Here is a 22,514-nt window from a genome sequence, read left to right on the forward strand (position 1 = left end):
CCCACCCCGCAATTAGTCACCTACTTGCGGGGTTTTATTACGCAAGTAGGTGACTGATTGCGGGCTTGTCAGTAGTGGAACCAGCCCGCGAAGAGGGCGGGGGAGGCGGCCAGCACGCTGAACCGCAGCCAGCGGCCGAGGAACCCGGTGGCCAGGAAGCTCGCCAGCGGCATCCGCACCAGCCCCGCGAGCACACTCGTGGCCATGTAGGGCGGCAGGCCCAGGACCGAACTCACCCCGTACGTGCCCGCCATCCAGTGCGGATGCCGATGGCAGCGTTCACGCAGGGCGTCGAGCCGGGCACGCATCTTCTTGGTCCGTGCCTGCCACCGTTCCCGTCGCGGGGTCGGCGGCCGCTCCCGGTGCAGGCGGTCGTGCAGTGGTTTCGGCAGTTTGATCGTGCCCTTCGCGGCGAGGTAGTAGAGAGTCTTCCCGCCGACCTGGCCCGCCGCGACGATGGCCCCGAGCAGCAGCCACGGCATCGTCGGCTGGCTCGCGCACAGGCCGATGAGGAACATCTCGATGCTGACCACGGGCAGGATCGCCGAACCGAAGGCGACGCCGAACGACAGGAGCAACCAGCCCACCATCGTTGCCTCCCCGTTACCTTCGTCTTCTCCAAGCTATCAGTTGAAAACCAGGACGCACTGGGGACAGCCCCCGTTCCCGGCTTCGGGGCCGCACCAGAAGATCACCTGTTCGTCGGCTCGCGGCCACCTGCCGCTGCCATGCTGAATCCGTGGCCGACGTGCACGGCGCGGTCCGCGGCAAGGATTTCGCGGATCGCTTCGCCGACTTCTGCGCGGCCGTGGTCCGGCGCCTCCCCTTCGGGCTTTCCCGGCTGGTGGCGCCGAGTTTCCTCGGTTTCGCGCTCATCAACGGGTTCACCTTCGGGGTCGACCTGATCTTGCTGACCCTGCTCCGGAGCTGGCTCGGCCTGCCGGTGTGGCTGGCGATCACGCTTGCCTACGCGACGGCGTTCGGGTTGAGCTTCGTGCTGAACCGCAGCATGAACTTCCGCTCGCACGCGCCCGTCGGCAGACAGGCGGTGCTGTACGTCGCCGCGATCGTCGTCAACTACGTGGCGTTCCTGCTCGGCGTCGGCGCGGGACTGGCCGCGCTGGGTGTCGACTACCGCCTCTCCCGGCTCATCGCCGGGGCGTGCGAAGGCGTCTTCATGTACTCGGTGATGCGCTGGGTCGTGTTCGCGAAGTCAGGGAGCGAGCTCGAGGTCGAGGCCACCGGTGAGCCGGACTTCGCGCACGTTCGTGCTTCCGGTGTCGAGGATGCGGACGGTCCCGTCGGGGGACCAGCCCGCGCGCCGGAAGAAGCCCAGTGACGCGTGATCGGTCTGGGCGACCCAGCTGATCCCGCGCGTGGCGCCGTCCTCGCGCAGCCAAACGGAGGCGTTCGCCAGCAGCCGTCCAGCGTGCCCACGTCGTCCCCAGCGGGGCTCGACCAGCAGCGAGGCGATGAGCGCCGTCGTCGAAGCGTCGTCGGGCAGTGCTCCGTCCGCGGTGGCCACCTCGCTCGCCGGAGCGCGGCCGGCGACGCAGAAGCCGACGGTGAACTCGCCTTCGGTGGCGAGGAAGACGCGCGTACCCGGGTACTCGATCGTTTCGGCCCAGGTCTTCTCGAGTTCGACGTCCTCGAGTTCGGCGACCGCTGCTTCGCCGAGTAGTTCCGTGTAGGCGCTTCGCCAGGTGTCGCGTTGGATGCGCGCGATTTCGGAGGCGTCGGACACGACTGCTGGGCGGACTTCGGCGGCGGCCATGCTGCGCAGATTAGCGGTGCGGCCGAAAACTGTCGGTGGTGGATGGCACCATTCGGACGATGAGCACTACGACCATCAGCGGGCCGGTCGCGCGCCGGATCGCACTGGCCGCGCAGGGATTCGCCGAGGCACGTCCGGGCGGGGCGGTGACGAGGCGGCATCTGCAGCGCGTGCTGTCGCGAATCCAGTTGCTGCAACTGGATTCGGTGAACGTCGCGGTCCGCGCGCACTACATGCCGCTGTTCTCCCGGCTCGGCACGTACGAGCCCACGCTGGTGGACGACGCGGCCTGGTCCCATTCGGCGCGCAAACCCCGGATGCTGGTCGAATCCTGGGCGCACGAGGCGAGTCTGCTGCCGATCACGGACTGGCCGCTGCTGCGGTCCGGGGCGAAACGCATGGGCTGGTGGACGAACTACGCGCGGGTGCTGGAGCAGACACCTCAGCTGGTGGACGACATCCTCACCGTGGTCAAGGAACAGGGACCGATCGGCGCGGGCGGTATCGAGCGTGCGCTCGAAAGCGAGTCGGGCGGTTCCAAACCCGGCTCGTGGTGGGAACGGTCGGAGGTCAAGAAGGCCTGCGAGTGGCTCTTCGGCATGGGCCAGCTGACGACCGGCACACGCCGGTCGTTCGAGCGGCTCTACGACCTGACCGAACGCGTCGTCCCGCCGGAGATCCTGTCGCGGACCGTGAGCCCGGAGGAAGGCGCCCGCGAACTGATCACCCGCGCGGCCGTCGCGCTGGGCATCGGCACCGAACCGGACCTGCGGGACTACTACCGGCTCGGCCCCGACGTCAGCAAGCGTGCGGTGGCCGAGCTGGTCGACGCGGGCGTCCTGGAACCGGTGATCGTGGACGGCTGGCCCGCCCCGGCATACCGGCACGTCGCGGCGAAGGCGCCGAGGTCGGTCACCGGCCGGGCCCTGCTGTCGCCGTTCGACCCGCTGATCTGGGAACGCGCGCGCACCGAGCGCATCTTCGATTTCTTCTACCGCATCGAGATCTACGTTCCTGAGCCGAAACGGATCTACGGCTACTACGTGTTCCCGTTCCTGCTCGACGGCGAACTCGTCGGCCGGGTGGACCTCAAATGCGATCGGGCCGCCGGGGTGCTTCGCGTTCAGGGCGCCTTCGCCGAGCCCGGCGTGGATGTCGCGCGGGTCGCGAGTGAGCTTGCCGGAGAACTGCGGCTGATGGCGGAATGGCAGGGGCTGGACGGGGTCGTGGTGGGGGAGCGGGGTGATCTGGCACCGGTGCTTTCGCGCCTCGTGCGCTGAGCCTCGTGCGCTGTGCCTCGCGTCATGCAATGAAGGGGCCTTTCATAGCAAAATTTGCTATGAAAGGCCCCTTCATCTCAGGAGCTCTCCCGGGGGGCACCCAAGTGTCATGAAAGGGTCGTTCAGGACGAAAAACGTCCTGAACGACCCTTTCATGACACTCGCCTGAGCGAGGGACCTTCGCACCCACCCCCGTGGAAAAGTGAGAGCAAAGGTCCCTCGATCCCCCTGCGGGCCCGCGGCTCAGCCGGCCGCGCTGGTCACCACCGCGTCGCCGGTGCCGGTGCGTGCCCGCACCTTCAGCGAAACCTCCGAAGGCGCGGTCTCCGAGACATCCAGCTCGCTCGACACCGACCCGGTCGTCGACGAAAGGTCGATCTCCGCCTGGACACCGCCGCGGATCCCGACCCGGACCTCACCCGATCCGGTGGTCAGCTCCAGCGTCCCGGAGGCGGCGTCCGCCACCGAGAGGTCGCCGCTGCCGGTGCGCGCCAGGACCTCGCCCGCGACCTCGCCGAGCCAGACGTCGCCCGTGCCGGTCGCGACCGTGGCCGAACCGCTCACCGAGGACGCTTCGACGGAGCCGCTGCCGGTGCGCAGTTGCAGGCCGGACAGCGTCGGGCCGAGTTTGATGTCGCCGGTGCCGGTGCGGACGATCGCCGAACCGTCGGCCCGTTCCAGGCCGATCTTGCCCGCGCCGGTCATGAGGTCCGCCCGGCCGGCCGAACCGGTGACCGTGACGTCGGCCGCCCCCGCCCGCACTTCAAGGTGCGAACCGGCGGGTGCCCGGACGGTCACGGCGAGCGGGACGTTCTTCAGCTGCCAGGCCTTCGGCGCCTGGACGACCAGCCGGTTGCCGACCTTCTCGACCCGCGTCTGCGCCACGGCGTCGCCCGCCGACCCCGCCGAACCGGCAGGCGAACCGCCGAGCTGGTCGCCGAAACGTTCGCCGACCCAGCTGAGCAGGCTCGTCATCCCGTCCACCCACGGCTGCTGTTCGCCGCCGTCCCGGCGGACCTCGGCGTGGACCCCGCTCTCGTCGGTCAGTTCGATGGTCACCCGGCCGATGGCCACGCTCACGTCGATTTCGATCGGGCCGTCGGCCTCGAACTCCTCGACGCGCACGGTCTCTTCACCGGCGGGAATGCTTTCCTCGGTCATTTCCGTCCCCTCAGCCCTGGACCCAGCCGTGCAGGTGCGAACCGGCACCGCCGTCCGGCTTCTGCTTGTGCTGCCAGTGCTCGCCGCCGCTCTTGCCCAGCGCGCCCTGGACGGCCTGCGAAACGAACGTGTTCAGCGAAACGCCCTGTGACGCGGCCGCGGCTTCGGCCTGGCCCTTGACCTGTTCGAACAGGCGCAGCGTGATGCGGGTGATGTCACCGGTGTCGATCTTGGGTCCGCGCTGGGTCTCCCGCGGTGCCTCCTGGCGGGGCGCGGACTGCTCGGCGCGCTCCCCGGAACCGGAGCCGGTGACGACGACGCGCACGTCGCGGCCGTCGAGCCGGACGTCGACGACGTGCCCCGGCAGTGCCGAAGTCACTTCGGCGGCCAGGTCGGCGAGGGCGTTCATGATGGTCAGGCGGGCGGCCGGCTCCAGCGCCGACGACAGCAGCGCGGCAGCGCGCCGCGTCTGCTCGTCGCCGGCCGAAGCCGTGTTCGCGAGGTCCTCGCGAAGGCTTGTGATGTACGGCGTCAAATCCATGACACCACTATGACGTCACTTGTGATGTCAGTCAAGGCGCCGATGACGTCACCGTGATGTCGCCCCGTCGTCGAAGACGGCTGCGGTTACGCTGCCCGGAGTCGTGGAGCAGGGGTCGAAAAGGAGTGCGAACGTGGCCGAGACCGTGTCACCCAAGGTTCAACTGATCGCGAAGACGGAGTTCTTCCCGCCGTCGGACGTGCCGTGGTCGACCGATGCCGACGGTGGTGAGGCGCTGGCCGAATTCGCGGGCCGCGCCTGCTACCAGTCCTGGAAGAAGCCGAACCCGAAGACGGCCACCAACGCCGGCTACCTCGAGCACATCATCGACGTGGGCCACCTTTCGGTGCTGGAGCACGGGTCCGTCAGCTTCTACATCACCGGGATCTCCCGGTCGCTGACGCACGAGCTGATCCGCCACCGTCACTTCTCCTACTCGCAGCTTTCGCAGCGCTACGTCCCGGAGCGCGACGCCGCGTTCGTCGAGCCCGACGTCATCGCGCAGGACCCGGAGCTGCACGCGAAGTTCCTTGCCGCCTCGCAGGCCGCCGTCGACGCCTACACCGAGCTCCTCGCCGGGCTGGAGGAGAAGTTCGCCGACGTGCCCAGCGCGACCCTGCGCCGCAAGCAGGCCCGCCAGGCCGCCCGCGCCGTGCTGCCGAACGCGACCGAGACCCGCATCGTGGTCACCGGCAACTACCGCGCCTGGCGCCACTTCATCGCGATGCGTGCCACCGAGCACGCCGACGTCGAGATCCGCGCCCTGGCCATCGACTGCCTGCGCGAGCTGCAGAAGGCCTCGGGCAACGTGTTCGCGGACTTCACCATCTCCGCGCTGCCCGACGGCACCGAGGTCGCGTCCAGCCCGAAGGTCCTCGAGGGCTGATGCGACGCCTCGCGATCGACGTCCGGCCCGGCGAATACGCGGTCGCCCGCCTCGCCCCGGACGCGCCGATACCGGCGAATCTGCTCGACCCCGGCGAGCCCGTGCTGATCTCCATCACGCGGACCCCGGAGGAGCTTTCGGTGATCTGTCCGGCCGGTCTCGCGCCGGACGGCGCCACGGTCGAGGACGGCTGGCGATGGCTGTCGGTCCGCGGGCCGCTGGCCTTCACGCTGACCGGCATCATCGCGGCGCTGTCGAGCGAGCTGGCCGCCGCAGGGGTGGCGCTGTTCTCGATGTCCACCTTCGACACCGACCACGTGCTGGTCCGGGCTCCCGAACTCGAGCGCGCGGTGAAGGCGCTCCGGGAATCCGGGCACGAGGTCACGGTCTGATCCACGAGCTCGGAGAAGGAACCTTTCGGCGCGCGAACGGGTCCGAGTTAGCATCCTGCGCGAACCGAAGGAGCACCGAACCTTGACCGACGAACAGACCCGTCCGTACGGGCCGCCCCAGCAGACGCAGCAGGCCACCGGCGCGCGGATCGTCGCCGGCCGATACGCCCTGCTGGGCGAGCTCGGCCGTGGCGGGATGGGTGTCGTCTGGCGCGCGCAGGACCAGGTGATCGGCCGTCAGGTGGCGATCAAGGAGCTGAAGTTCCCGAACGCGCCCGAGGACGCCTCGGTGCTGTCGGAGCGGATGCTGCGCGAGGTCCGCTCCGCCGGTCGTCTCAACGACCCTGCCGTGGTCACCGTGTACGACGTCGTCACCGAGAACGGCGCGACCTACATCGTGATGGAACTGGTCGAGGCGCCGACGCTGGCCGACCTGGTGCGCGACCGCGGCCCCCTGCCCGCCCAGCAGATCGCGCTGGTGGGGGAGCGGGTGCTGTCCGCGCTGCGGGCCGCGCACGCCGCCGGGATCGTGCACCGCGACGTCAAACCCGCGAACATCATGGTCGCGCCGGACGGCCGGGTGAAGCTCACCGACTTCGGCATCGCGCACGCCGCCGACGACCCGCGCCTGACCACCAGCGGCATGATCGTCGGCTCGCCCGCGTTCATGGCGCCGGAACGGGTCGAGGGCCGCGACGCGATGCCCGAATCCGACCTCTGGTCGCTGGGCACGACGCTGTTCTTCGCCGCGGAGGGCATCGTCGCGTTCGAACGATCGACCACCGCCGCGACGCTGCACGCGATCATGACCGAGGCGCCGTATCTGACCAGGGTCCAGGGGCCGCTGGCCGCCGCGATCCTCGGCCTGCTGGTCACCAAACCCGAGGCGCGGATGTCGTACGACCAGGTGCGCAGTCTGTTCGCGGCCGCGCAGGGGGTGCAGGCCCAGCCGACCCCGCCCTCAGGCGGTACGGCGATGATGCCGCAGTCCGGCCAGCCGATGACCCGGCTGGCCCCGGCCCCGGCGAAGCGCAACCTGCGCCCGCTGTGGCTGAGCCTGGCCGCGGTCGCCGTGATCGGCGCCCTGGTCGGTGGCATCTTCCTCGGCCGCTGGATGGCGGCGCCGGAAGGGAACAACCAGGCGCAGCCCACTCTGACCTACGGCATCAACGGCCAGGTCAAACTCGGTTCGTCCGGTGACTGCTACAACGTGCCCCTCAAAGAGGGCATCAACCTGAACGACGGGGTCAGCTGCGACAAGGACCACCTGCTGGAGATCTTCGCCAAGCGGGCGCTGCTCGAAGTCGAATCCGCCGGTGACGACGACGCGCGGGTCGCCGAGTATCCGGGAGCGGAAACGGTCAACCGTATCGCCGAGGCGACCTGCTCGGCGACCTTCAACTCGAACGTCGTACCCGCGGCGCAGCGGACCTCGCTGACCTGGCGGGCGGTCGTCCCGTCCGAGGCGGAGTGGAAGCGGCCCGTGGACAAGAACGACTCGAGTTCGTCGAGCTACTCGCGTGGCTTCTACTGCCTGCTCGCCAAGACCGACGGGAGCCAGATCCCCGCGCAGATCACGACCAAGGTCAAATAGCTCACACAGAGTTTGCGCCGAGTTCGCCTTCGCCACGGAAAATCTCCCGCGTTCTCGGGAATGACCACGTCGGCAAGGGGTCGAACGGCCGCAGGAGGTACCTTCACAGCATGTCCACTCCACCTACCGCAGCGCCGGGAAGACCGTTCGGGCGCGTGCTCACCGCGATGGCCACCCCCTTCGACGCCGATGGCGCGCTGGACTTGAAGCGGGCGCAGGAGCTGGCCGAACACCTCGTGGAACTGGGCAACGACGGTCTCGTCGTGAACGGCACGACCGGGGAGAGCCCCACCACGACCGACGCCGAAAAGGCCGAGCTGGTCCGTGCGGTCGTCGAGGCCGTCGGTGACCGCGCGACGATCGTCGCCGGGGCGGGCACGAACAACACCGCGCACAGCATCGAGCAGGCGAAGCAGGCCGAAGCGGCGGGCGCCCACGGCATCCTCGTCGTCACGCCGTACTACTCGCGGCCCAGCCAGGCCGGGCTCTACGCGCATTTCACCACCGTCGCCGACGCCACCGAGCTGCCGGTGATGCTCTACGACATCCCGCCGCGCTCGATCGTCCCCATCGAGGTCGACACGCTGCTGCGGCTGGCCGAGCATCCGCGCATCCTCGCGGTCAAGGACGCCAAGGGCGACCTGATCGCCGGCTCCGAGGTCATCGCGAACACCCAGCTCGCCTACTACTCCGGCGACGACGGCCTCAACCTCCCGTGGGTCTCCGTCGGCGGCGCCGGCGTGGTCAGCGTGATCGGGCACGTCGTGGCGGGCCGGATCCGCGGCATGATGGACGCCTACGAATCCGGCGACACCTCGACCGCGCGCACCAACCACCGCGGCATGCTGCCGGTTCTCCGGGCGATGTCCCGCGTCGGCGGGGTCGCGTTCTCGAAGGCGGCGCTGCGGCTGCGGGGCTTCGACATCGGCGACCCGCGCCTGCCCATCGTGGCCGCGAACGACGAGCAACTCCAGGCGATTTCCGCCGATCTCGCCCAGGGAGGCGTGCCGCTCGGCGAAAGCGCCGCCAGTGACTGGCATGGTGCTCGGGTGGCACAAGCAGATTCAGCGGCGGCCTACACGGCGCCGACCTCACATACCAGCGTAGGGACCATGCCTCGGTGAGTTCATTGTCAACCGGACCCGGACCGACCACCCCGCCGCCGGCGCTGCCCGAAGGCGCCTTGCGCGTCGTGGCGCTCGGCGGGATCGGCGAAGTCGGCCGCAACATGACCGTCTTCGAGTTCGGCGGCCGTCTGCTGATCGTCGACTGCGGGGTGCTCTTCCCCGAAGACGACCAGCCCGGCGTCGACCTGATCCTGCCCGACTTCCGCGCGATCGAAGACCGCCTCGAGGACATCGACGGCCTCGTCCTCACCCACGGGCACGAGGACCACATCGGTGCCGTCCCGTTCCTGCTGCGGCTCTTCCCGGATCTGAAGATCTACGGCTCCCGGTTCACGAACGCGCTGCTCGCGGCCAAGGCCAAGGAGCACCGTCAGCGGCCGAACCTGATCGAGGTCCGCGAGGGCGAGCGCCGCAAGGTCGGCGCGTTCGACCTCGAGTTCTTCGCGGTCAACCACTCGATCCCGGACGCGCTCGCGGTGGCCATCCGCACGCCGGCGGGGGTCGTGCTGCACACCGGTGACATCAAGCTCGACCAGCTCCCGCTCGACGGCAGGCTGACCGACCTCGCCGGGTTCTCCCGGCTCGGCGACGAGGGCGTGGACCTGTTCTGCGTCGACTCGACCAACGCCGAGGTGCCCGGGTTCGTCATGCCGGAACGCGACATCGGCCCGGTGCTCGACGACGTCGTCCGCAGGGTCGACCAGCGCGTCATCGTCGCCTGCTTCGCGAGCCACGTGCACCGCGTCCAGCAGGTGCTCGACGCCGCCACCCGGCACGGCCGCCGGGTCGCCTTCGTGGGCCGGTCGATGGTCCGGAACATGGGGATCGCCGCCGACCTCGGCCTGCTGAACGTGCCGGACGGCCTGCTGGTCAACCTCGACCAGGCCAGCGACCTGCCCGAGAGCAAGGTGCTGTTCGTGTCGACCGGTTCGCAGGGCGAGCCGCTGTCGGCGCTGTCGCGGATGGCGCGCGGCGAGCACCGGCAGATCTCGATCCGCGCCGGCGACACCGTCGTGCTGGCCAGCTCGATGATCCCGGGCAACGAGACCGCGGTCTTCGGCGTCGTCAACGGCCTCACCCGGCTCGGCGCGAACGTCGTGCACCAGGGCAACGCCAAGGTGCACGTGTCCGGGCACGCGTCGGCGGGCGAGCTGCTGTACCTGTACAACGCGGTGCGCCCCAGCAACGTCATGCCGGTGCACGGCGAGTGGAAGCACCTGCGCGCCAACGGTGAACTGGCCGTGCGCACGGGTGTCGCGCCGGAGAACGTGGTCATCGCCGAGGACGGCGTCGTGGTCGACCTCGTCGACGGCAAGGCCACGCGGACCGGCCGCGTCGAGGTCGGGCACGTGTACGTCGACGGCCTCTCGGTCGGCGACGTCGGCGAGTCGACGCTGTCCGACAGGCTCGTGCTCGGCGAGGGCGGCTTCATCGCCATCACCGTCGCCGTCGACACCAGCACCGGCCGCGCGGTGACCCGTCCGACGGTGTCCGGGCGCGGTTTCTCCGACGACCCGAAGGCGCTCGACGCCGTGCTCCCGATGGTGGAGATGGAACTCGCCAGGACCGAGGCCGAGGGCATCACCGACACCCACCGCATCGCGCAGGCCGTGCGCCGCGTCGTCGGCCGCTGGGTCGCCGACACCTACCGGCGCCGTCCGATGATCGTGCCGACGGTCATCCCCGTTTAGCCGTGAGCACGTGAGAAGGCCCCTTTACTCAGTCGAGTGAAGGGGCCTTCTCTCGCATGATCGCCGCATGATGATCGGATTGCCCGTCGTCGGCGCGGTCTGCTCGCCCTCCGTAGATTTCGACAGGGCGTGCTTCACCGGAGACACCGACTTCACCGACGCGTGGCTCATCCCGATGAAGACCGCTTCACGGCCGCCGTCATCAGCAGAGCGAAGGCGATCGTGATCGCCTGACCGAACAGGGCGTTGCGTGCTTTGCGCTGTTCCGCGCGCGTGGGCCGGTTCGTCACGGATCCCCCCGATTTCGAGTGTTTTCCTTACCGGGCAAGTGTTCCGCGACCCGTGTCCGGCTACCTCCCGCCTCGGTACGGTTTCTCCTACGCCGAAAGTCGCAGCCTTCCCCTAAGGGTGGGGTCGGCGTACCCTCGGACGCTCCTCGAGCCCCATGCCGGGAGAGTCGATGGGACGCCACGCCACCGCCCGGACCCGAAGACGGATACTGCTCCCGCTACTGGCGCTCGCGCTGATGGCCGTGCTCGGCGCGGCCACCTGGGTGACCGTGGCCCTGGCGCGTTCCGATCCGGGTTGCGAGCCCGAGCGGGTCGTCGTCGCCGCGTCGCCCGACATCGCCCCCGCCGTCACCCGGACCGCCCGCGACCTCGGTCTCGCCTGCGTCGCGTTCGACGTCCAGGCCAGGGATTCCCTCCAGGTGGCGGCCGAGCCGGCCGGGACGGCGCCGCGGCCGCAGGCCTGGATCCCGTCCTCGACGCTGTTCCTGAGGAGGGCCGACGGTGTCCCCCTCTCCGGGCCGTCGGTGGCCAGTTCGCCGGTGGTGCTCGCGGTCGCCGAACCGGTCGCGAAAGAGCTCGGCTGGCCCCGCAAGCCGCTGACCTGGCCGGAAGTACTCGGCCACGCCGGAATGGTCGCCGGGATGCCGGATCCCGTGCGCGACCCTGTCGGTGTTTCGGCGCTCCTGGCACTGCGCAATGTCACGAAGGACGCCTCGGATCCGGCCGCCGCGTACGTGGCCTTGCTCCGGAAGTTCTCCGCCGGCGCTTCGCCGACGGCGTTCCCCGCGGCGGAGAACGCGGTGCTGCGGCACAACTCCGCGCTTTCCGAAGGCGAGACCGCGCTGGTGGCCGCGTACTCCGCCGCGGCCCCAGCGCTCGACTACCCGTTCGTCGAGATCGCGGGCGCGACCCAGCAGCAGGGCAAAGCCGTCGCGGAACTGAAACGCGCCCTGCTCCACGGTGCCGCGACCGGCACACGGTCCGACCTGCGTGCCCCTGGCGGGCAAGCGTTGCGGTTGGCGGAAACCGATCAGCGTGTCGAGGCACAGGGACAGCGCAGCGCCGAGATCCCGGCGGCCGCAGATGTCGACGAAGCGCTCCGCCAGTGGGCCGGAGTGAACGCGGCCGCCCGGGTCCAGGTGTTGATCGACGTCTCCGGTTCGATGAGCGCGCCGGTCCCTGGAACCGGCAAATCCCGGCTGCGGATCACGCTGGAGGCGGCGGAGAACGCCCTGCGGCTGTTCAAACCCGCGTCACAGATCCGTTTCCTGACCTTCGCGACCAAAATGGACGGTGAACGCGACTACCGGGAGATCCTGCCGATGGCGCCGGTCGGACAGCAGCTGGCCGCCGTGGACCGGCTGCGCGCCGTCCGCGCCGTGCCGGACGGGCAGACCGGCCTGTACGACAGCGTCCTCGACATCTATCGGCTGGCACGCGAGGAATGGGAGCCGGGGAAACTGAACCTGGTCATCGTGATGACCGACGGCCGCAATACCGACCCCGGCGGCATCGGCCGCGATAACCTGCTGGCCGAGCTGGGAAAACTGCACGACCGGGAGCGCCCGATACCGTTGATCGCCCTCGGGATCGGCCCGGACGCCGACGAGACCGAACTCGGGCAGCTCGTCGTCCCGGTCGGCGGCCAGGCCTTCCTCAGCCGTGATCCCGCGAAGATCGGAGAGGTGTTTTACGGTGCTCTCGGCCGGATCGCCGGCGCTGGATGAAGTAGACACCGAGGATCACCGCCAGGCTGATCAGGCTCAGGTACAGCTGGGCCCGCGTGTCCGCGTCCACGAACAACATCGACGCGACCACGGACAGCGTCCCGGCCAGCGTGAGCCAGCTCAGCCACGGGTAACCCCACATGCGCAGCTTCAGCCGTTCCGGCGCCTCGGCCTCCAGACGGCGCCGCATCCGGAGCTGCGAGCCCGCGATGATCGCGTAGACGAACAGCGCGACCGCGCCCGCGGAGTTGATGATGAAGTAGAAGATCTTGTCCGGTGACACGAAATTCATCACCACGGCCACGTACCCGACCGAAGTGGACACCAGGATCGCCTTCCACGGCACGCCGCGCCGGTTCGTGTCCGCGATCCACTTCGGCGCCCAGCCGTTGCCGTGCAACGCGAACAACATGCGGGAAGCGGTGTACAGCCCCGAATTCAGCACCGACAGGACGGCCGTCAGCACCACCGCGCTGACCACGGTCTCGGCGGCGGGGATGCCGAACCGGCCGAACGCGGCGGCGAACGGGCTCGTCGTGGTCGGGATGTCCCGCCAACCGGTGATCATCACCAGCAGTGTCACGGAGCCGACGTAGAACACGATGACCCGCCAGACGATCGACGAGGTCGCCTTGCGCACGGCCGTTTCGGGCTCCCGCGATTCGGCGGCGGCGATGGTGACGATCTCCGCGCCGAAATAGGAGAAGATCACGATCACCACGCCGTGGACCACCGAGAACCCGCCGTTGGCGAAGAAGCCGTCCTGCGCGATGTTGCCGACCGAGAACGAACCGCCGGGCCAGAGGCCGAGCACGAACAGGGCGCCCACCACGAGGAACACCACGATCGTGGCGATCTTGACCGACGCGAGCCAGAACTCCGTCTCCCCGAACGACCTGGCCGAGGCGAGATTGGTCGCGGTCAGCAGGAGCATCAGGACGAGCGAGAAGATCCATTGCGGCACAACGGGAATCCAGGTTTGCAGGATCTTCGCCCCGGCGACGGCCTCGAACGCGACCACGCCGACCCAGAAGTACCAGTACAGCCAGCCGACGGTGAAACCCGCCCAGCCGCCGAGCGAAGTCCGCGCGTATTCCATGAAGGAACCCTGGGACGGCGCGGCGGTCGCCATCTCGCCCAGCATCCGCATCACCAGCACGACGATCAGGCCGCCGATGGCGTAGGAGAGGACGGCCGCCGGGCCGACGGTGTGGATGACCGCGCCGCTGCCGATGAACAGGCTCGCGCCGATGATGCCGCCGAGCGCGATCATCCGGACGTGGCGTTGCCGTAGGTCCGGGCGCAATCCCGGCCGCTCGGTCGTGGTTTCTGCGCCCATTCGCGGTTACCTCCTGTCGGAGTGGCGGTGGATCGCGGGATTGTCGCACCATGAGCACGAGAGGAAAAGTGTTTGCGCAACCCCCGGTGAACAGGCCGATGCGGACTCTGCCAACCTAGGCACCTCCACCGCGCGTTCCGAGGAGCTCTTCGATGTCGCACGCCGTCCTCCGGTTCCTGCCCGCCGTCGCCATGGCCGCCGTCGCGCTCGCGGGCTGCTCGGACGAGGCACCTCAGTCGCAGACGGCGCCTCCCGGGTCTTCACCGATGGCGCAACAGGCCGCCGTTCCGTTCAACGACGCCGATGTCGCGTTCGCGCGGCAGGCGCTCGCGCACCACCAGCAGGGCGTGGACCTGGCTTCACTGGCGGAAACCCGCGCGGGGAACGACCAGCTGAAGGCGCTCGCCAAGCGCGTCATCGACACGCACGAGCCGGAGATCGCGCGGCTTTCCGGGCTCATCGAGGCGTGGGGCCAGCCCGCGCCCGACGACCCGAACCTCGAACACATCCAGCGCGACGGGTACATCGGCCCCGGCGACATGGCGGAACTGGCGGGACTGTCCGGAAAGGACTTCGACCGTCAGTTCGCCGCCCGCCTGATCCGCCAGCGCGAGGCGGGCGTCCGCATCGCCGAAGCCGAAACCCAGCACGGCCGCAACCCCGACGCCCGCGACCTCGCCGCGACGACTTCGCGTTCGCAGCAGCAGGAGATCAGCGACCTACGAGGCCTCCAGCAGGGTTGAGTCCGTCTGGACCACGTTCGAATTCAGCTGGACGATGTACGCGCCGGTCAGCAGCACGACCGCGCCCGCGGCTTGGATCCAGCTGAGCGCCTCGCCCAGCAGCAGCCAGGCCGCGGTGGCGGCGATCAGCGGCTCCACCAGCCCTACGACGCTCGCCACCGACGCCGGGAGATGACGCAGCGCCGCCATGCCCGTCGCGTAGGCGAGGACGGTCGCGATCAGCACCAACGCGATCAGCAGCGACCACACCGGCGGCTCCCACGGCCCGAACGACGCCGGGGCGTCGAGCACGCCCCACGGAATCGTCCACGGCGGCGCGACCGCGCACACCAGGACCGCGCCGATCGTCATCCCCCAGGTGACCATGCCGAGCGGATCGCGGTCCGCGACGCCCCGCTCCCCGAGCAGGAAGTAACCCGCCGAACAGACGGCCGCGCCCAGCCCGGCGAGCAACCCGACGACGTCCAGGCTCAGCCCCTCCCAGACCTGCGCGACCAGCACGAGCCCCGTCATCGCCAGCGCGATCCCCGCCCACATCGCCCTCGGCAACCGCACCCGCCGCACGAACCGCACCCACAGCGCGATCAGCACCGGTGAGGTGAACTCGAGCAAAATCGCGATCCCGACCGGGATCCGGCCTGCCGCGAGGAAGTACATGAGCTGAACGCCCGCCACGCCCAGCGAGCCGTACGCCAGCAGCAGCGGCCACTCGCGCTTCGTCACTTTGAGGAGCTTCGGCCGGAAGACGGCGACCAGTCCGAGCAGCACGATCGCCGACAGCCCGATGCGGATCGCCGCGACCTGCTCCGGCGACAACCCCGCCTGCATCGCCGGTTTGCCCAGCACGCCCGACGTCCCGAAGAAGACCGCGGCGAGCAGGATGAGCGTGATGCCCCGGCCGCGATGCGCGACATGCTGGGCGGGGGCGGCGGCGAGTTCGGCGGTCACGGCCGGAGGGTAGAGGCCGGGTGACGGCGAGGCGACCCGTTTTCCCAGCGGCTGGGCCCGGCCGTGAGACGGCTGTCCGTGAAGGCCTCCTTGAGGGACCCAGAGTCCCGCAAGGAGGCCTTCACGGACTCGATGATCGCCCCGTGCGTGCGGTCACAGTGGCCGCGCGTGCTGTCCCCCTTCGCTCGGCTCAGCCGAGGGAACGCGACCGCCACACCGCGCCGAGTACATGAAGGCCCCCTTCCTTGCGCCTAGCGCAAGGAAGGGGGCCTCCATGTACTTCAGGGCGAGCGGAGGTCAGAAAGAGGCGCCGCCGTCGGTCCAGTTGGTCTGGGCGAAGTCCTCGTCGTCGACGGGAGCGCGGCGCGGTTTGCGGACCGGCTCCGGTTCCGCGGGAGCGGCGACCGGCTGCTCGGGTTCGGTGGCTTCGACGGCTTGGGGTTCGGGCGTGCCGTTCGGCCAGACGCAGGGGGAGGTCGCCCCGACGTAGAACTTGCCGAGGTCGTTCGCCTTGATCGACATGTCGAAGGCATCGCCGGTGTTACGTGCGAAGACATACTGATCTGTTGGCCGGGAGTCGGTCAGAATCTTGAAGGCGTGCGCTTCCCACCACTGGGTGATCGCCGTGAAGTGTTCGGGAAACCGCGCGGAGTCCAGGCCGACGATCTCGTAAGTCGCGGAGATCTCGAACCGGCCCAGTGGGCCCTTGTCGGTCGGATCTGTGCACTCCGAACGATTCCGCGTGAACGGCTTCAGTTCGGCAGAGGCGGGCAACGCAGACAGCGCGCCTTGGATGTACTGCTCGACCTTGTCGCGAGCCTGCTGTTCGGTGATCGTCGATTCCATGTGGTCCCCACCTCCAGGGGAACAAGCCGCCGTGAACATCAGCGAGGCGAGGATGACTGTGAAGGCCCGGTTCACGTCGTCGGCTTCCCGGCGATGATCTGGCCGAGATTGTTCAACGACGGGTTGTTGTCTTCCCAGTATTCGCTGTGCGCCTCCGTGCTGTACCCGCCCCACCCGTCCGTGCCCGGCGCCGACGTGAACACCTGCCCGCCGAAGTCCGTGTCGGTCGGGTCCTGGCCGAGGATCGGGTCGTAGCCGGCGATCTCGACGTTGGCCAGGTTGATCATGTCGTGTTCGGCCACGGTCGCGTGCACGTGCTCGCCGATCTCGTCCTGGTTCACCCCGTCGAGGTGTAGTTCGCTGACGTCGTGCGCGCCGACGCCGGGGCTCGCCACGAAGACGAGTTCGTCCGCGGCGAGGCCGCCGTCGACCGCCGCGTGCCCGACGACGGTGGTGCCGTAGCTGTGGCCCAGCACCGTGTTGTGCGAAGGCGGTCCTTGGTGTGTTTCCCGTAGCCCGTCCTGGAATCCGGCGAGGGCCGCCTTGCCGCCGTCGGCGTATTTGGCGCTCGCGGCGTCGGTGATCTCGTTCGGCGCGTCGTAGCCGAGCCAGGTGATCACCGCGGTCGACGGCGAACCCGAGGTGGTCGCCGCGGCCCACATCTTGTCGGACCGGTTGAGATCGCCGCCGATCTTCGCCAGTTCCGAACCGGTCCCCGGCACGTAGGTCGCCACATTCGCCGCGGTGTCGGGATTCCCCGCGGAAACGATCGCCTTCCCGTCGCCGCTGGTGTCCAGCCCCAGCAGGAACGCCTGCGGCTCCGACTGGGCCAGCCGCCGTTCGATGGCTTCCAGGCCCTTGAGTTTGGGATCGCCTTGGAGCCGTGCGATCTCGCGGGCGAGGACAGCACGGTTGGCGGCGTCGCGGTCGGCCGCCGGGATACCGTCGAGATTGCCGACGAGTCCCGGATTTCCTTGCAGCAGCGCGACCTTCGCCGTATCCGACAGGCTCGCCCACCAGGCCTTGTTGTCGCCGGGGGAGCCGTTCTCCGGCGGCCCGATGATCGACAGGCCGCTTTGCGCGGCCCCGGCGTCCGCCGCTTGGGCGAGGGTGCCGCCACCCTGTTCGGTGATCTCGCCACGAAGGGCGCGGCCCAGGATCGCGGCGAAATCGGCGTCGACGTCCGCCGCGCGGCGCAGGCCCTGTTCGATCCGGTCGGCCAGTTCCGCCATCACGCGAGACTGGTCGGCCCGCGCGACGCCGACGGAGATCTCGCCGCCGAGACCGATGACCAGGCCGTTCCGGTGCGCCAGTTCGTCGGTCTCCCGCACGAACGCGACGATCCGGTCCAGCGCGATCTGCACCTCGTGGGCACCCCGCCGGACCGCGGACGCCTCGGCGACGAGCCGCTCCAGGGTCGAGGTCAGCGATTCGCTCCGGATCGACGCGGAGGTGGCCGCCTCGCCGGTCCAGCCCGTGAAGCGAGCCATTGCTCCGACGTCGTCGCTCGCGGCGATCATGCGGGTGCAGCCGTCGTTGAGCGCGTCGGCCACGCGGCCGATCGAGGCCGGATCCCACCGGCGCACGTCACCCCAGGTGAGCATCAGACGCGAAGTTCCCGTGACGCCGCCAGCTCGTTGGAGCGGTAGCGGACGGCCGCCGCGTCGAGTCGTGCGGAGTAGTCGGCGGTGTTCTCGGCCCAGCCGGGCACCGCGCGGCCCCAGGAGTCCGCGAGCAGCCGGGCCGCTTCACCGGATACGCCACCCGGCAAACCCGTCGCGACATCGGTGAGCGTGGCCGCGAGGTTCACCTTCCCGACGTCATCCGAAGCGCGTTTCGCCGCGTTTGATGCCGCGCCGATCGATTCCAGGACCACCTCGTAGCCGCCGGTCATCCCGCTTCCTCCCCGTAGCGTGACGCTGTGTGACCACACTACGACGCGGCGGACGGGCGCGCGGTTCCCTTCACCCGTCCTTGAAAAGACCGTCGGCGATGTAACCCGAAACGGTGGCGAGGCGCCGCCCCTGGAGACGGAGGGCGTCCAGGGCGAGGTCGTCGGGTTCGGCGGACTTGCGCGAGACGAACGACCCGCCGTACGGATTGCCCGATTCGAGCAGTCGCGGATCGGTGTAGCCGAGCGGCAGGACGATGGCGCCCCAGTGGTAGAAGATGTTGTTGGTCGCCAGCACGGTCGATTCGAGCCCGCCGTGCGCGGTGGACGCGGTGGTGAACGACGTCGCGACCTTGTTCACCAGCTTTCCCTTGGCCCACAGGCCGCCGGTGCTGTCCAAAAAGGACTTCAGCTGGGCGGCGGGGCCGCCGAACCGGGTCGGGCTCCCGGCCGCGAAACCGTCGGCCCATTCCAGGTCTTCCAGGGTCGCCGTCTCGTGGTGCGGCCCCGCGTCCACCCACGCCTGCCAGCGCGGATTGCTCGCCACCGCACCGGGCGGGGCGGTTTCGGGAACCGTGCGGACGCGGACGTCGGCTTCGGCCTCGCGGGCACCGTCGGCCAGCGCCGTGGCGAGTTTCGCGGTGTTTCCGGTCGCGCTGTAGTAGACGACGAGGATGCGGGTGCTCACGTCCGCCGACCCTAGGCGAACGCGGGCACCCGTCTCAGGATCCGGAACTCAGTACTTCTTCCAGGGACTGACGGTGTCGGTCGGCCGCGTCGGGTCGTGGAAGCGCGGCTTGTCGAGTTCGTCGCGGCGCAGCGGGACCAGGCCGTCGGTGATCGCCTGCATGATCTTCGCGTGCGCGCGGACCCCGGCACCCGGCCGTTCCGGCTCGACCTCCGACAGGTCCACCGGCTCGCCGAAATGCACCTTGAACCGCGGCCGCCGCATGGGCGCGCTCAGCCCGGACTTGGCGAGTGGCACCAGGTCGGCGGGACCGTTGACGGTCTCCGTCCCCCAGTACACGGCTTCGTGCGCGCCCCACTGGCTGATCGGGATCACCGGCACCCCGGCGGCCAGCGCGAGCCGCGCCGCGCCGGTCTTGCCGCGCTCCGGCCACAGGCCGGGATCGTGACTGATCCGGCCCTCGGGATAGACGATCAACGGGTCGCGGGTGGTGCGCAGCGCTTCGGTGGCTTCGGCGAACTGGCCGATGGCCGTCGAAGCCTGTTTGCGGTCGACCCGCAGGTGGCCGCTGACCCGCAGCGCGGGGCCGATGACCGGCGCGTCGAGGATGCCGCCCGCCAGCATGAACCGCGGGTTGATGCCGATCCGTTTGCAGGCGGCCATCAGCACGAACGCGTCGAACACGCCGATGTGGTTGGCCGTCATGAGCAAGGGCCTGCGGCGCAGTTCGGCCGGAACACCGCCGGTCACGGTGAGTTTGCCGACGAAGTTGACCAGCCCCCGGTCGATGTTCAGCATCGTGCGCCAGATGGCCGGGGCGCGGCGAGCCGAATTTTCATCCTGATGCAGCGCGAACATGGGGCAGAGCATGTCATGAACCGCTTTTCACCCGGATGGCCGCTCAAGCTGTGACCTGAGACGAATGTTCTCCGATGTGCTCCGAGTGGCAGCCGGGGCTGGAGGGGCGAGGCGGCTACCGTGGAGACATGGCTAGCGGGTCGACGACCAGGAAACGGAGTACGGCGCGAAGCGGCGGCAGCAAGGGGCCGGCGCGAAAGCCGCGTACCCCGGCGAAGCCCAGGTCAACGGCTGCGAGGAAGCCCGCTCCACGGCGTCCGGCACCGCGGAAGAAGTCGTCCGGCACGTTCGCCAAGGGCGTGCGCGGCACCTGGAACCTGCTCGCGAAGGGTCTCGGCACCCTGGCGCGGACGGTCGGCCGCGGCCGTGAACTCGAACCGGAACACCGTCGGGACGGCCTCGCGCTGGGCCTGATCGCGCTGGCGCTGGTGATCGCGTTCGGCGTCTGGTGGCGGGCCGCGGGCCCGATCGGTGGCTGGGTGGAGGTCGGCACGCGCTCGCTGCTGGGCGCCGGAGCCGTGACGCTCCCGCTGGTGCTCACCGTCGTCGCCGTCGCGCTGATGCGGTCGGAACCGATGCCGGAGGCCCGGCCGCGGATGGTGATCGGCACGCTGCTGGTCATCCTGTCGGTACTCGGCCTGCTGCACATCTTCACCGCGCTGCCCGAGACCAACGACGGCCGGATGTACGCCGGCGGGGTGATCGGCGCATTCTCCGGTGGCCTGCTGACCATGGGCGTCACCACCTGGGTCGCCGTGCCGCTGCTGGTGCTGGCGCTGCTGTTCGGCACGCTCGTGTTCACCGGGACCCCGGTCCGGGAGATTCCGCACCGGCTGCGGAACTGGGGTCTCGACCCCGAAGAGATCGAAGAGGCTGAGGCCGAGCGCAAGGCTATCCACGACGAACGCGACGCCGTCACCGAAGCCGACCCGAAGTCGGTCCGCTTGCGGAAGCCGTCGCGCCGCCGCCAGGCAACGGCCGACCACGAGGGCGAGCAGCTCGACATCGAGGCCGCGCTGGCCGAAGCGCCGACGCCACTGCGACCGCCGAAGCCCACCCCCAAGCCCGTCGAAGAGAAGAAGCCGAAGAAGGCCGAGGCGCCGCTGGCGGTCACGAGGACCGTCGAAGGCGACTACAAGCTCCCGCCGCCGGATCTGCTGAAGCTCGGCGACGCGCCGAAGTCCCGCAGCAAGGCCAACGACGCCATGATCGAGGCGATCACCGGCGTGCTGGAGCAGTTCAACGTCGACGCGCAGGTCACCGGCTTCACGCGGGGCCCGACGGTCACCCGGTACGAGGTCGAACTCGGCCCTGGCGTGAAGGTCGAGAAGATCACCGCGCTGACCAAGAACATCGCCTACGCGGTGGCGACCGACAACGTCCGGCTGCTGGCGCCGATCCCCGGCAAATCCGCGGTCGGCATCGAGGTGCCGAACTCCGACCGCGAGATGGTGCGTCTCGGTGACGTGCTGCGCGCGCCGTCGACGGTCAAGGACAACCACCCGATGGTCATCGGGCTCGGCAAGGACATCGAGGGCCATTTCGTCACCGCGAACCTGACGAAGATGCCGCACCTGCTGGTGGCGGGGTCCACCGGTTCCGGTAAGTCGAGCTTCGTGAACTCGATGCTGGTGTCGCTGCTCGCGCGGGCGACGCCGGACGAATGCCGGATGATCCTGATCGACCCGAAGATGGTCGAGCTGACCCCGTACGAGGGCATCCCGCACCTGATCACGCCCATCATCACCCAGCCGAAGAAGGCCGCCGCGGCGCTGGCCTGGCTGGTGGAGGAGATGGAGCAGCGGTATCAGGACATGCAGGTCAACAAGGTCCGGCACATCGACGACTACAACAAGAAGGTGCGCTCGGGCGAGATCACCGCGCCGCCCGGCAGTGAGCGCGTCTACCAGCCGTACCCGTACATCATGGCGATCGTCGACGAGCTCGCCGACCTGATGATGACCGCTCCGCGCGACGTCGAGGACGCGATCGTCCGGATCACCCAGAAGGCGCGTGCCGCCGGTATCCACCTGGTGCTGGCGACCCAGCGCCCGTCGGTCGACGTCGTGACCGGCCTGATCAAGACCAACGTGCCGTCGCGGCTGGCGTTCGCGACCTCCTCGCTCACCGACTCGCGGGTCATCCTCGACCAGCCGGGCGCGGAGAAGCTCATCGGTATGGGTGACGCGCTGTACCTGCCGATGGGCGCCGGGAAACCGGTCCGCATCCAGGGCGCCTTCGTCGGCGACGAAGAGATCTCCGCGGTGGTGAACTTCGCCAAGGAGCAGGCGCAGCCGGACTACCAGGACGGCGTCACCGCCGCGAAGGCCGGCGAGAAGAAGGAAATCGACTCCGATATCGGCGACGACCTCGACGTCCTGCTGCAGGCCGCCGAGCTGATCGTCACCTCGCAGTTCGGCTCGACGTCGATGCTGCAACGGAAGCTGCGCGTCGGCTTCGCCAAGGCCGGACGGCTGATGGACCTGCTGGAAAGCCGCGGCGTCGTCGGCCCTTCGGAGGGCTCGAAGGCGCGGGACGTGCTGATCAAGCCGGAGGAGCTGGAGTCGGTCCTGTTCATGATCCGCGGTGGCGGGGACGGAGGAGGCGGCGACGTCTCCGACGACTGAGCTGGCACCAACCGCAGTTGGAACCACGTAGGTACCTAAGCACCCCTTGGCTCCAACTCACGAGGCTTTTGAAACCGATGCAACGGACCGGAGCCTCCGCTACGTCCAGAA

Annotated in this window: 21 protein-coding genes and 1 pseudogene; 10 read left to right on the top strand and 12 right to left on the bottom strand. The window is 69.4% G+C overall.

Annotated elements, in window-relative coordinates; genetic code table 11:
* Positions 1-68: 68 nt before the first annotated feature.
* The gene (locus DL991_RS16875) at positions 69-590 is read right to left on the bottom strand and encodes a YqaA family protein (protein ID WP_125785272.1); all 522 of its coding nucleotides are present in this window, start codon (positions 588-590) and stop codon (positions 69-71) included.
* A 254-nt stretch (positions 591-844) separates the two neighbouring features.
* On the opposite strand from DL991_RS16875, the pseudogene DL991_RS43330 reads away from it, so the two are divergent.
* Positions 845-1,147 (top strand): annotated as a pseudogene (locus tag DL991_RS43330) (GtrA family protein); the annotation flags it as partial.
* A 66-nt stretch (positions 1,148-1,213) separates the two neighbouring features.
* On the opposite strand, the gene DL991_RS16885 reads toward DL991_RS43330, so the two are convergent.
* Positions 1,214-1,774, bottom strand: coding sequence for a GNAT family N-acetyltransferase (locus DL991_RS16885; RefSeq protein WP_233598879.1), 561 nt, complete (start codon positions 1,772-1,774; stop codon positions 1,214-1,216).
* Positions 1,775-1,833: 59 nt separating this feature from the next.
* Between DL991_RS16885 and DL991_RS16890 the strand changes: the two genes are divergently transcribed.
* Complete coding sequence (locus tag DL991_RS16890) at positions 1,834-3,054, top strand: winged helix-turn-helix domain-containing protein (RefSeq protein WP_125785274.1); 1,221 nt, start codon at positions 1,834-1,836, stop codon at positions 3,052-3,054.
* 243 nt (positions 3,055-3,297) lie between these two features.
* On the opposite strand, the gene DL991_RS16895 is transcribed toward DL991_RS16890, so the two are convergent.
* Positions 3,298-4,215 carry a DUF4097 family beta strand repeat-containing protein gene (locus DL991_RS16895; RefSeq protein ID WP_125785275.1) on the bottom strand — a complete coding sequence of 306 codons (918 nt, stop codon included), beginning with the start codon at positions 4,213-4,215 and terminating at the stop codon, positions 3,298-3,300.
* Between the two features lie 10 nt (positions 4,216-4,225).
* Positions 4,226-4,756 (bottom strand): toxin-antitoxin system HicB family antitoxin, encoded by a 531-nt coding sequence (locus tag DL991_RS16900; protein WP_125785276.1) that lies wholly within the window; start codon positions 4,754-4,756, stop codon positions 4,226-4,228.
* Positions 4,757-4,889: 133 nt separating this feature from the next.
* Here DL991_RS16900 and thyX point away from each other — a divergent pair, with 133 nt between their 5' ends.
* The 5 genes from thyX (at position 4,890) to DL991_RS16925 (ending at position 10,446) form a co-directional block, all read left to right on the top strand.
* A complete protein-coding gene (gene thyX, locus DL991_RS16905) occupies positions 4,890-5,642 on the top strand; it encodes an FAD-dependent thymidylate synthase (protein WP_005156312.1) in 753 nt (250 codons plus the stop codon).
* Positions 5,642-6,034: an ACT domain-containing protein gene (locus DL991_RS16910; protein ID WP_125785277.1), complete on the top strand. Its 393-nt coding sequence runs from the start codon at positions 5,642-5,644 to the stop codon at positions 6,032-6,034. Before thyX ends, DL991_RS16910 begins: the two co-directional genes overlap by 1 nt.
* Before the next feature lie 82 nt (positions 6,035-6,116).
* Positions 6,117-7,628: a serine/threonine-protein kinase gene (locus DL991_RS16915; protein ID WP_125785278.1), complete on the top strand. Its 1,512-nt coding sequence runs from the start codon at positions 6,117-6,119 to the stop codon at positions 7,626-7,628.
* 110 nt (positions 7,629-7,738) lie between these two features.
* Entirely contained in the window at positions 7,739-8,752 is a 1,014-nt protein-coding gene (gene dapA, locus DL991_RS16920; protein WP_125785279.1) for a 4-hydroxy-tetrahydrodipicolinate synthase, read from the top strand.
* A 5-nt stretch (positions 8,753-8,757) separates the two neighbouring features.
* Entirely contained in the window at positions 8,758-10,446 is a 1,689-nt protein-coding gene (locus tag DL991_RS16925; RefSeq protein WP_370306685.1) for a ribonuclease J, read from the top strand.
* Between the two features lie 167 nt (positions 10,447-10,613).
* Here the strand turns inward: DL991_RS16925 and DL991_RS43760 are convergent, their stop codons facing one another.
* The gene (locus DL991_RS43760; RefSeq protein ID WP_255433278.1) at positions 10,614-10,736 is read right to left on the bottom strand and encodes a hypothetical protein; all 123 of its coding nucleotides are present in this window, start codon (positions 10,734-10,736) and stop codon (positions 10,614-10,616) included.
* A gap of 170 nt (positions 10,737-10,906) precedes the next feature.
* Between DL991_RS43760 and DL991_RS16930 the strand changes: the two genes are divergently transcribed.
* The gene (locus DL991_RS16930; RefSeq protein WP_125785280.1) at positions 10,907-12,463 is read left to right on the top strand and encodes a VWA domain-containing protein; all 1,557 of its coding nucleotides are present in this window, start codon (positions 10,907-10,909) and stop codon (positions 12,461-12,463) included.
* Here DL991_RS16930 and DL991_RS16935 read toward each other — a convergent pair.
* Entirely contained in the window at positions 12,393-13,802 is a 1,410-nt protein-coding gene (locus DL991_RS16935; RefSeq protein WP_125785281.1) for an amino acid permease, read from the bottom strand. The genes DL991_RS16930 and DL991_RS16935 overlap by 71 nt on opposite strands.
* Before the next feature lie 152 nt (positions 13,803-13,954).
* Here DL991_RS16935 and DL991_RS16940 point away from each other — a divergent pair, with 152 nt between their 5' ends.
* Positions 13,955-14,545, top strand: a complete 591-nt coding sequence (locus DL991_RS16940) for a DUF305 domain-containing protein (RefSeq protein WP_125785282.1) — start codon at positions 13,955-13,957, stop codon at positions 14,543-14,545.
* Here the strand turns inward: DL991_RS16940 and DL991_RS16945 are convergent.
* The 6 genes from DL991_RS16945 to DL991_RS16970 all read right to left on the bottom strand — a co-directional run bounded on the left by DL991_RS16945 (position 14,522) and on the right by DL991_RS16970 (position 19,776).
* Entirely contained in the window at positions 14,522-15,493 is a 972-nt protein-coding gene (locus DL991_RS16945; RefSeq protein WP_125785283.1) for a DMT family transporter, read from the bottom strand. The two genes, DL991_RS16940 and DL991_RS16945, sit on opposite strands and share 24 nt — an antisense overlap.
* Positions 15,494-15,790: 297 nt before the next feature.
* The gene (locus DL991_RS42950; RefSeq protein ID WP_199753981.1) at positions 15,791-16,339 is read right to left on the bottom strand and encodes an SPOR domain-containing protein; all 549 of its coding nucleotides are present in this window, start codon (positions 16,337-16,339) and stop codon (positions 15,791-15,793) included.
* A gap of 71 nt (positions 16,340-16,410) precedes the next feature.
* Positions 16,411-17,943: an alpha/beta hydrolase gene (locus DL991_RS16955; protein WP_125785284.1), complete on the bottom strand. Its 1,533-nt coding sequence runs from the start codon at positions 17,941-17,943 to the stop codon at positions 16,411-16,413.
* A complete protein-coding gene (locus DL991_RS16960; protein ID WP_125785285.1) occupies positions 17,943-18,233 on the bottom strand; it encodes a hypothetical protein in 291 nt (96 codons plus the stop codon). Before DL991_RS16960 ends, DL991_RS16955 begins: the two co-directional genes overlap by 1 nt.
* 70 nt (positions 18,234-18,303) lie before the next feature.
* A complete protein-coding gene (wrbA, locus tag DL991_RS16965; protein WP_125785286.1) occupies positions 18,304-18,918 on the bottom strand; it encodes an NAD(P)H:quinone oxidoreductase in 615 nt (204 codons plus the stop codon).
* 48 nt (positions 18,919-18,966) lie between these two features.
* Positions 18,967-19,776 (bottom strand): 1-acyl-sn-glycerol-3-phosphate acyltransferase, encoded by an 810-nt coding sequence (locus tag DL991_RS16970; protein WP_199753983.1) that lies wholly within the window; start codon positions 19,774-19,776, stop codon positions 18,967-18,969.
* Between the two features lie 299 nt (positions 19,777-20,075).
* On the opposite strand from DL991_RS16970, the gene DL991_RS16975 reads away from it, so the two are divergent.
* Entirely contained in the window at positions 20,076-22,403 is a 2,328-nt protein-coding gene (locus DL991_RS16975) for a DNA translocase FtsK (RefSeq protein ID WP_233598880.1), read from the top strand.
* The last annotated feature ends 111 nt before the right edge of the window (positions 22,404-22,514 follow it).

This window comes from Amycolatopsis sp. WAC 01375 (assembly GCF_003947325.1).
Taxonomy (GTDB): domain Bacteria; phylum Actinomycetota; class Actinomycetes; order Mycobacteriales; family Pseudonocardiaceae; genus Amycolatopsis.

Excerpts from the sequence above, each read along its gene's own strand:
- DL991_RS16875 (WP_125785272.1), bottom strand. The coding sequence starts at position 590 with ATGGTGGGCTGGTTGCTCCTGTCGTTCGGCGTCGCCTTCGGTTCGGCG.
- DL991_RS16885 (WP_233598879.1), bottom strand. The coding sequence starts at position 1,774 with ATGGCCGCCGCCGAAGTCCGCCCAGCAGTCGTGTCCGACGCCTCCGAA.
- DL991_RS16890 (WP_125785274.1), top strand. The coding sequence starts at position 1,834 with ATGAGCACTACGACCATCAGCGGGCCGGTCGCGCGCCGGATCGCACTG.
- DL991_RS16895 (WP_125785275.1), bottom strand. The coding sequence starts at position 4,215 with ATGACCGAGGAAAGCATTCCCGCCGGTGAAGAGACCGTGCGCGTCGAG.
- DL991_RS16900 (WP_125785276.1), bottom strand. The coding sequence starts at position 4,756 with ATGGATTTGACGCCGTACATCACAAGCCTTCGCGAGGACCTCGCGAAC.
- DL991_RS16910 (WP_125785277.1), top strand. The coding sequence starts at position 5,642 with ATGCGACGCCTCGCGATCGACGTCCGGCCCGGCGAATACGCGGTCGCC.
- dapA (WP_125785279.1), top strand. The coding sequence starts at position 7,739 with ATGTCCACTCCACCTACCGCAGCGCCGGGAAGACCGTTCGGGCGCGTG.
- DL991_RS16930 (WP_125785280.1), top strand. The coding sequence starts at position 10,907 with ATGGGACGCCACGCCACCGCCCGGACCCGAAGACGGATACTGCTCCCG.
- DL991_RS16935 (WP_125785281.1), bottom strand. The coding sequence starts at position 13,802 with ATGGGCGCAGAAACCACGACCGAGCGGCCGGGATTGCGCCCGGACCTA.
- DL991_RS16940 (WP_125785282.1), top strand. The coding sequence starts at position 13,955 with ATGTCGCACGCCGTCCTCCGGTTCCTGCCCGCCGTCGCCATGGCCGCC.
- DL991_RS42950 (WP_199753981.1), bottom strand. The coding sequence starts at position 16,339 with ATGGAATCGACGATCACCGAACAGCAGGCTCGCGACAAGGTCGAGCAG.
- DL991_RS16955 (WP_125785284.1), bottom strand. The coding sequence starts at position 17,943 with ATGCTCACCTGGGGTGACGTGCGCCGGTGGGATCCGGCCTCGATCGGC.
- DL991_RS16960 (WP_125785285.1), bottom strand. The coding sequence starts at position 18,233 with ATGACCGGCGGCTACGAGGTGGTCCTGGAATCGATCGGCGCGGCATCA.
- DL991_RS16970 (WP_199753983.1), bottom strand. The coding sequence starts at position 19,776 with ATGTTCGCGCTGCATCAGGATGAAAATTCGGCTCGCCGCGCCCCGGCC.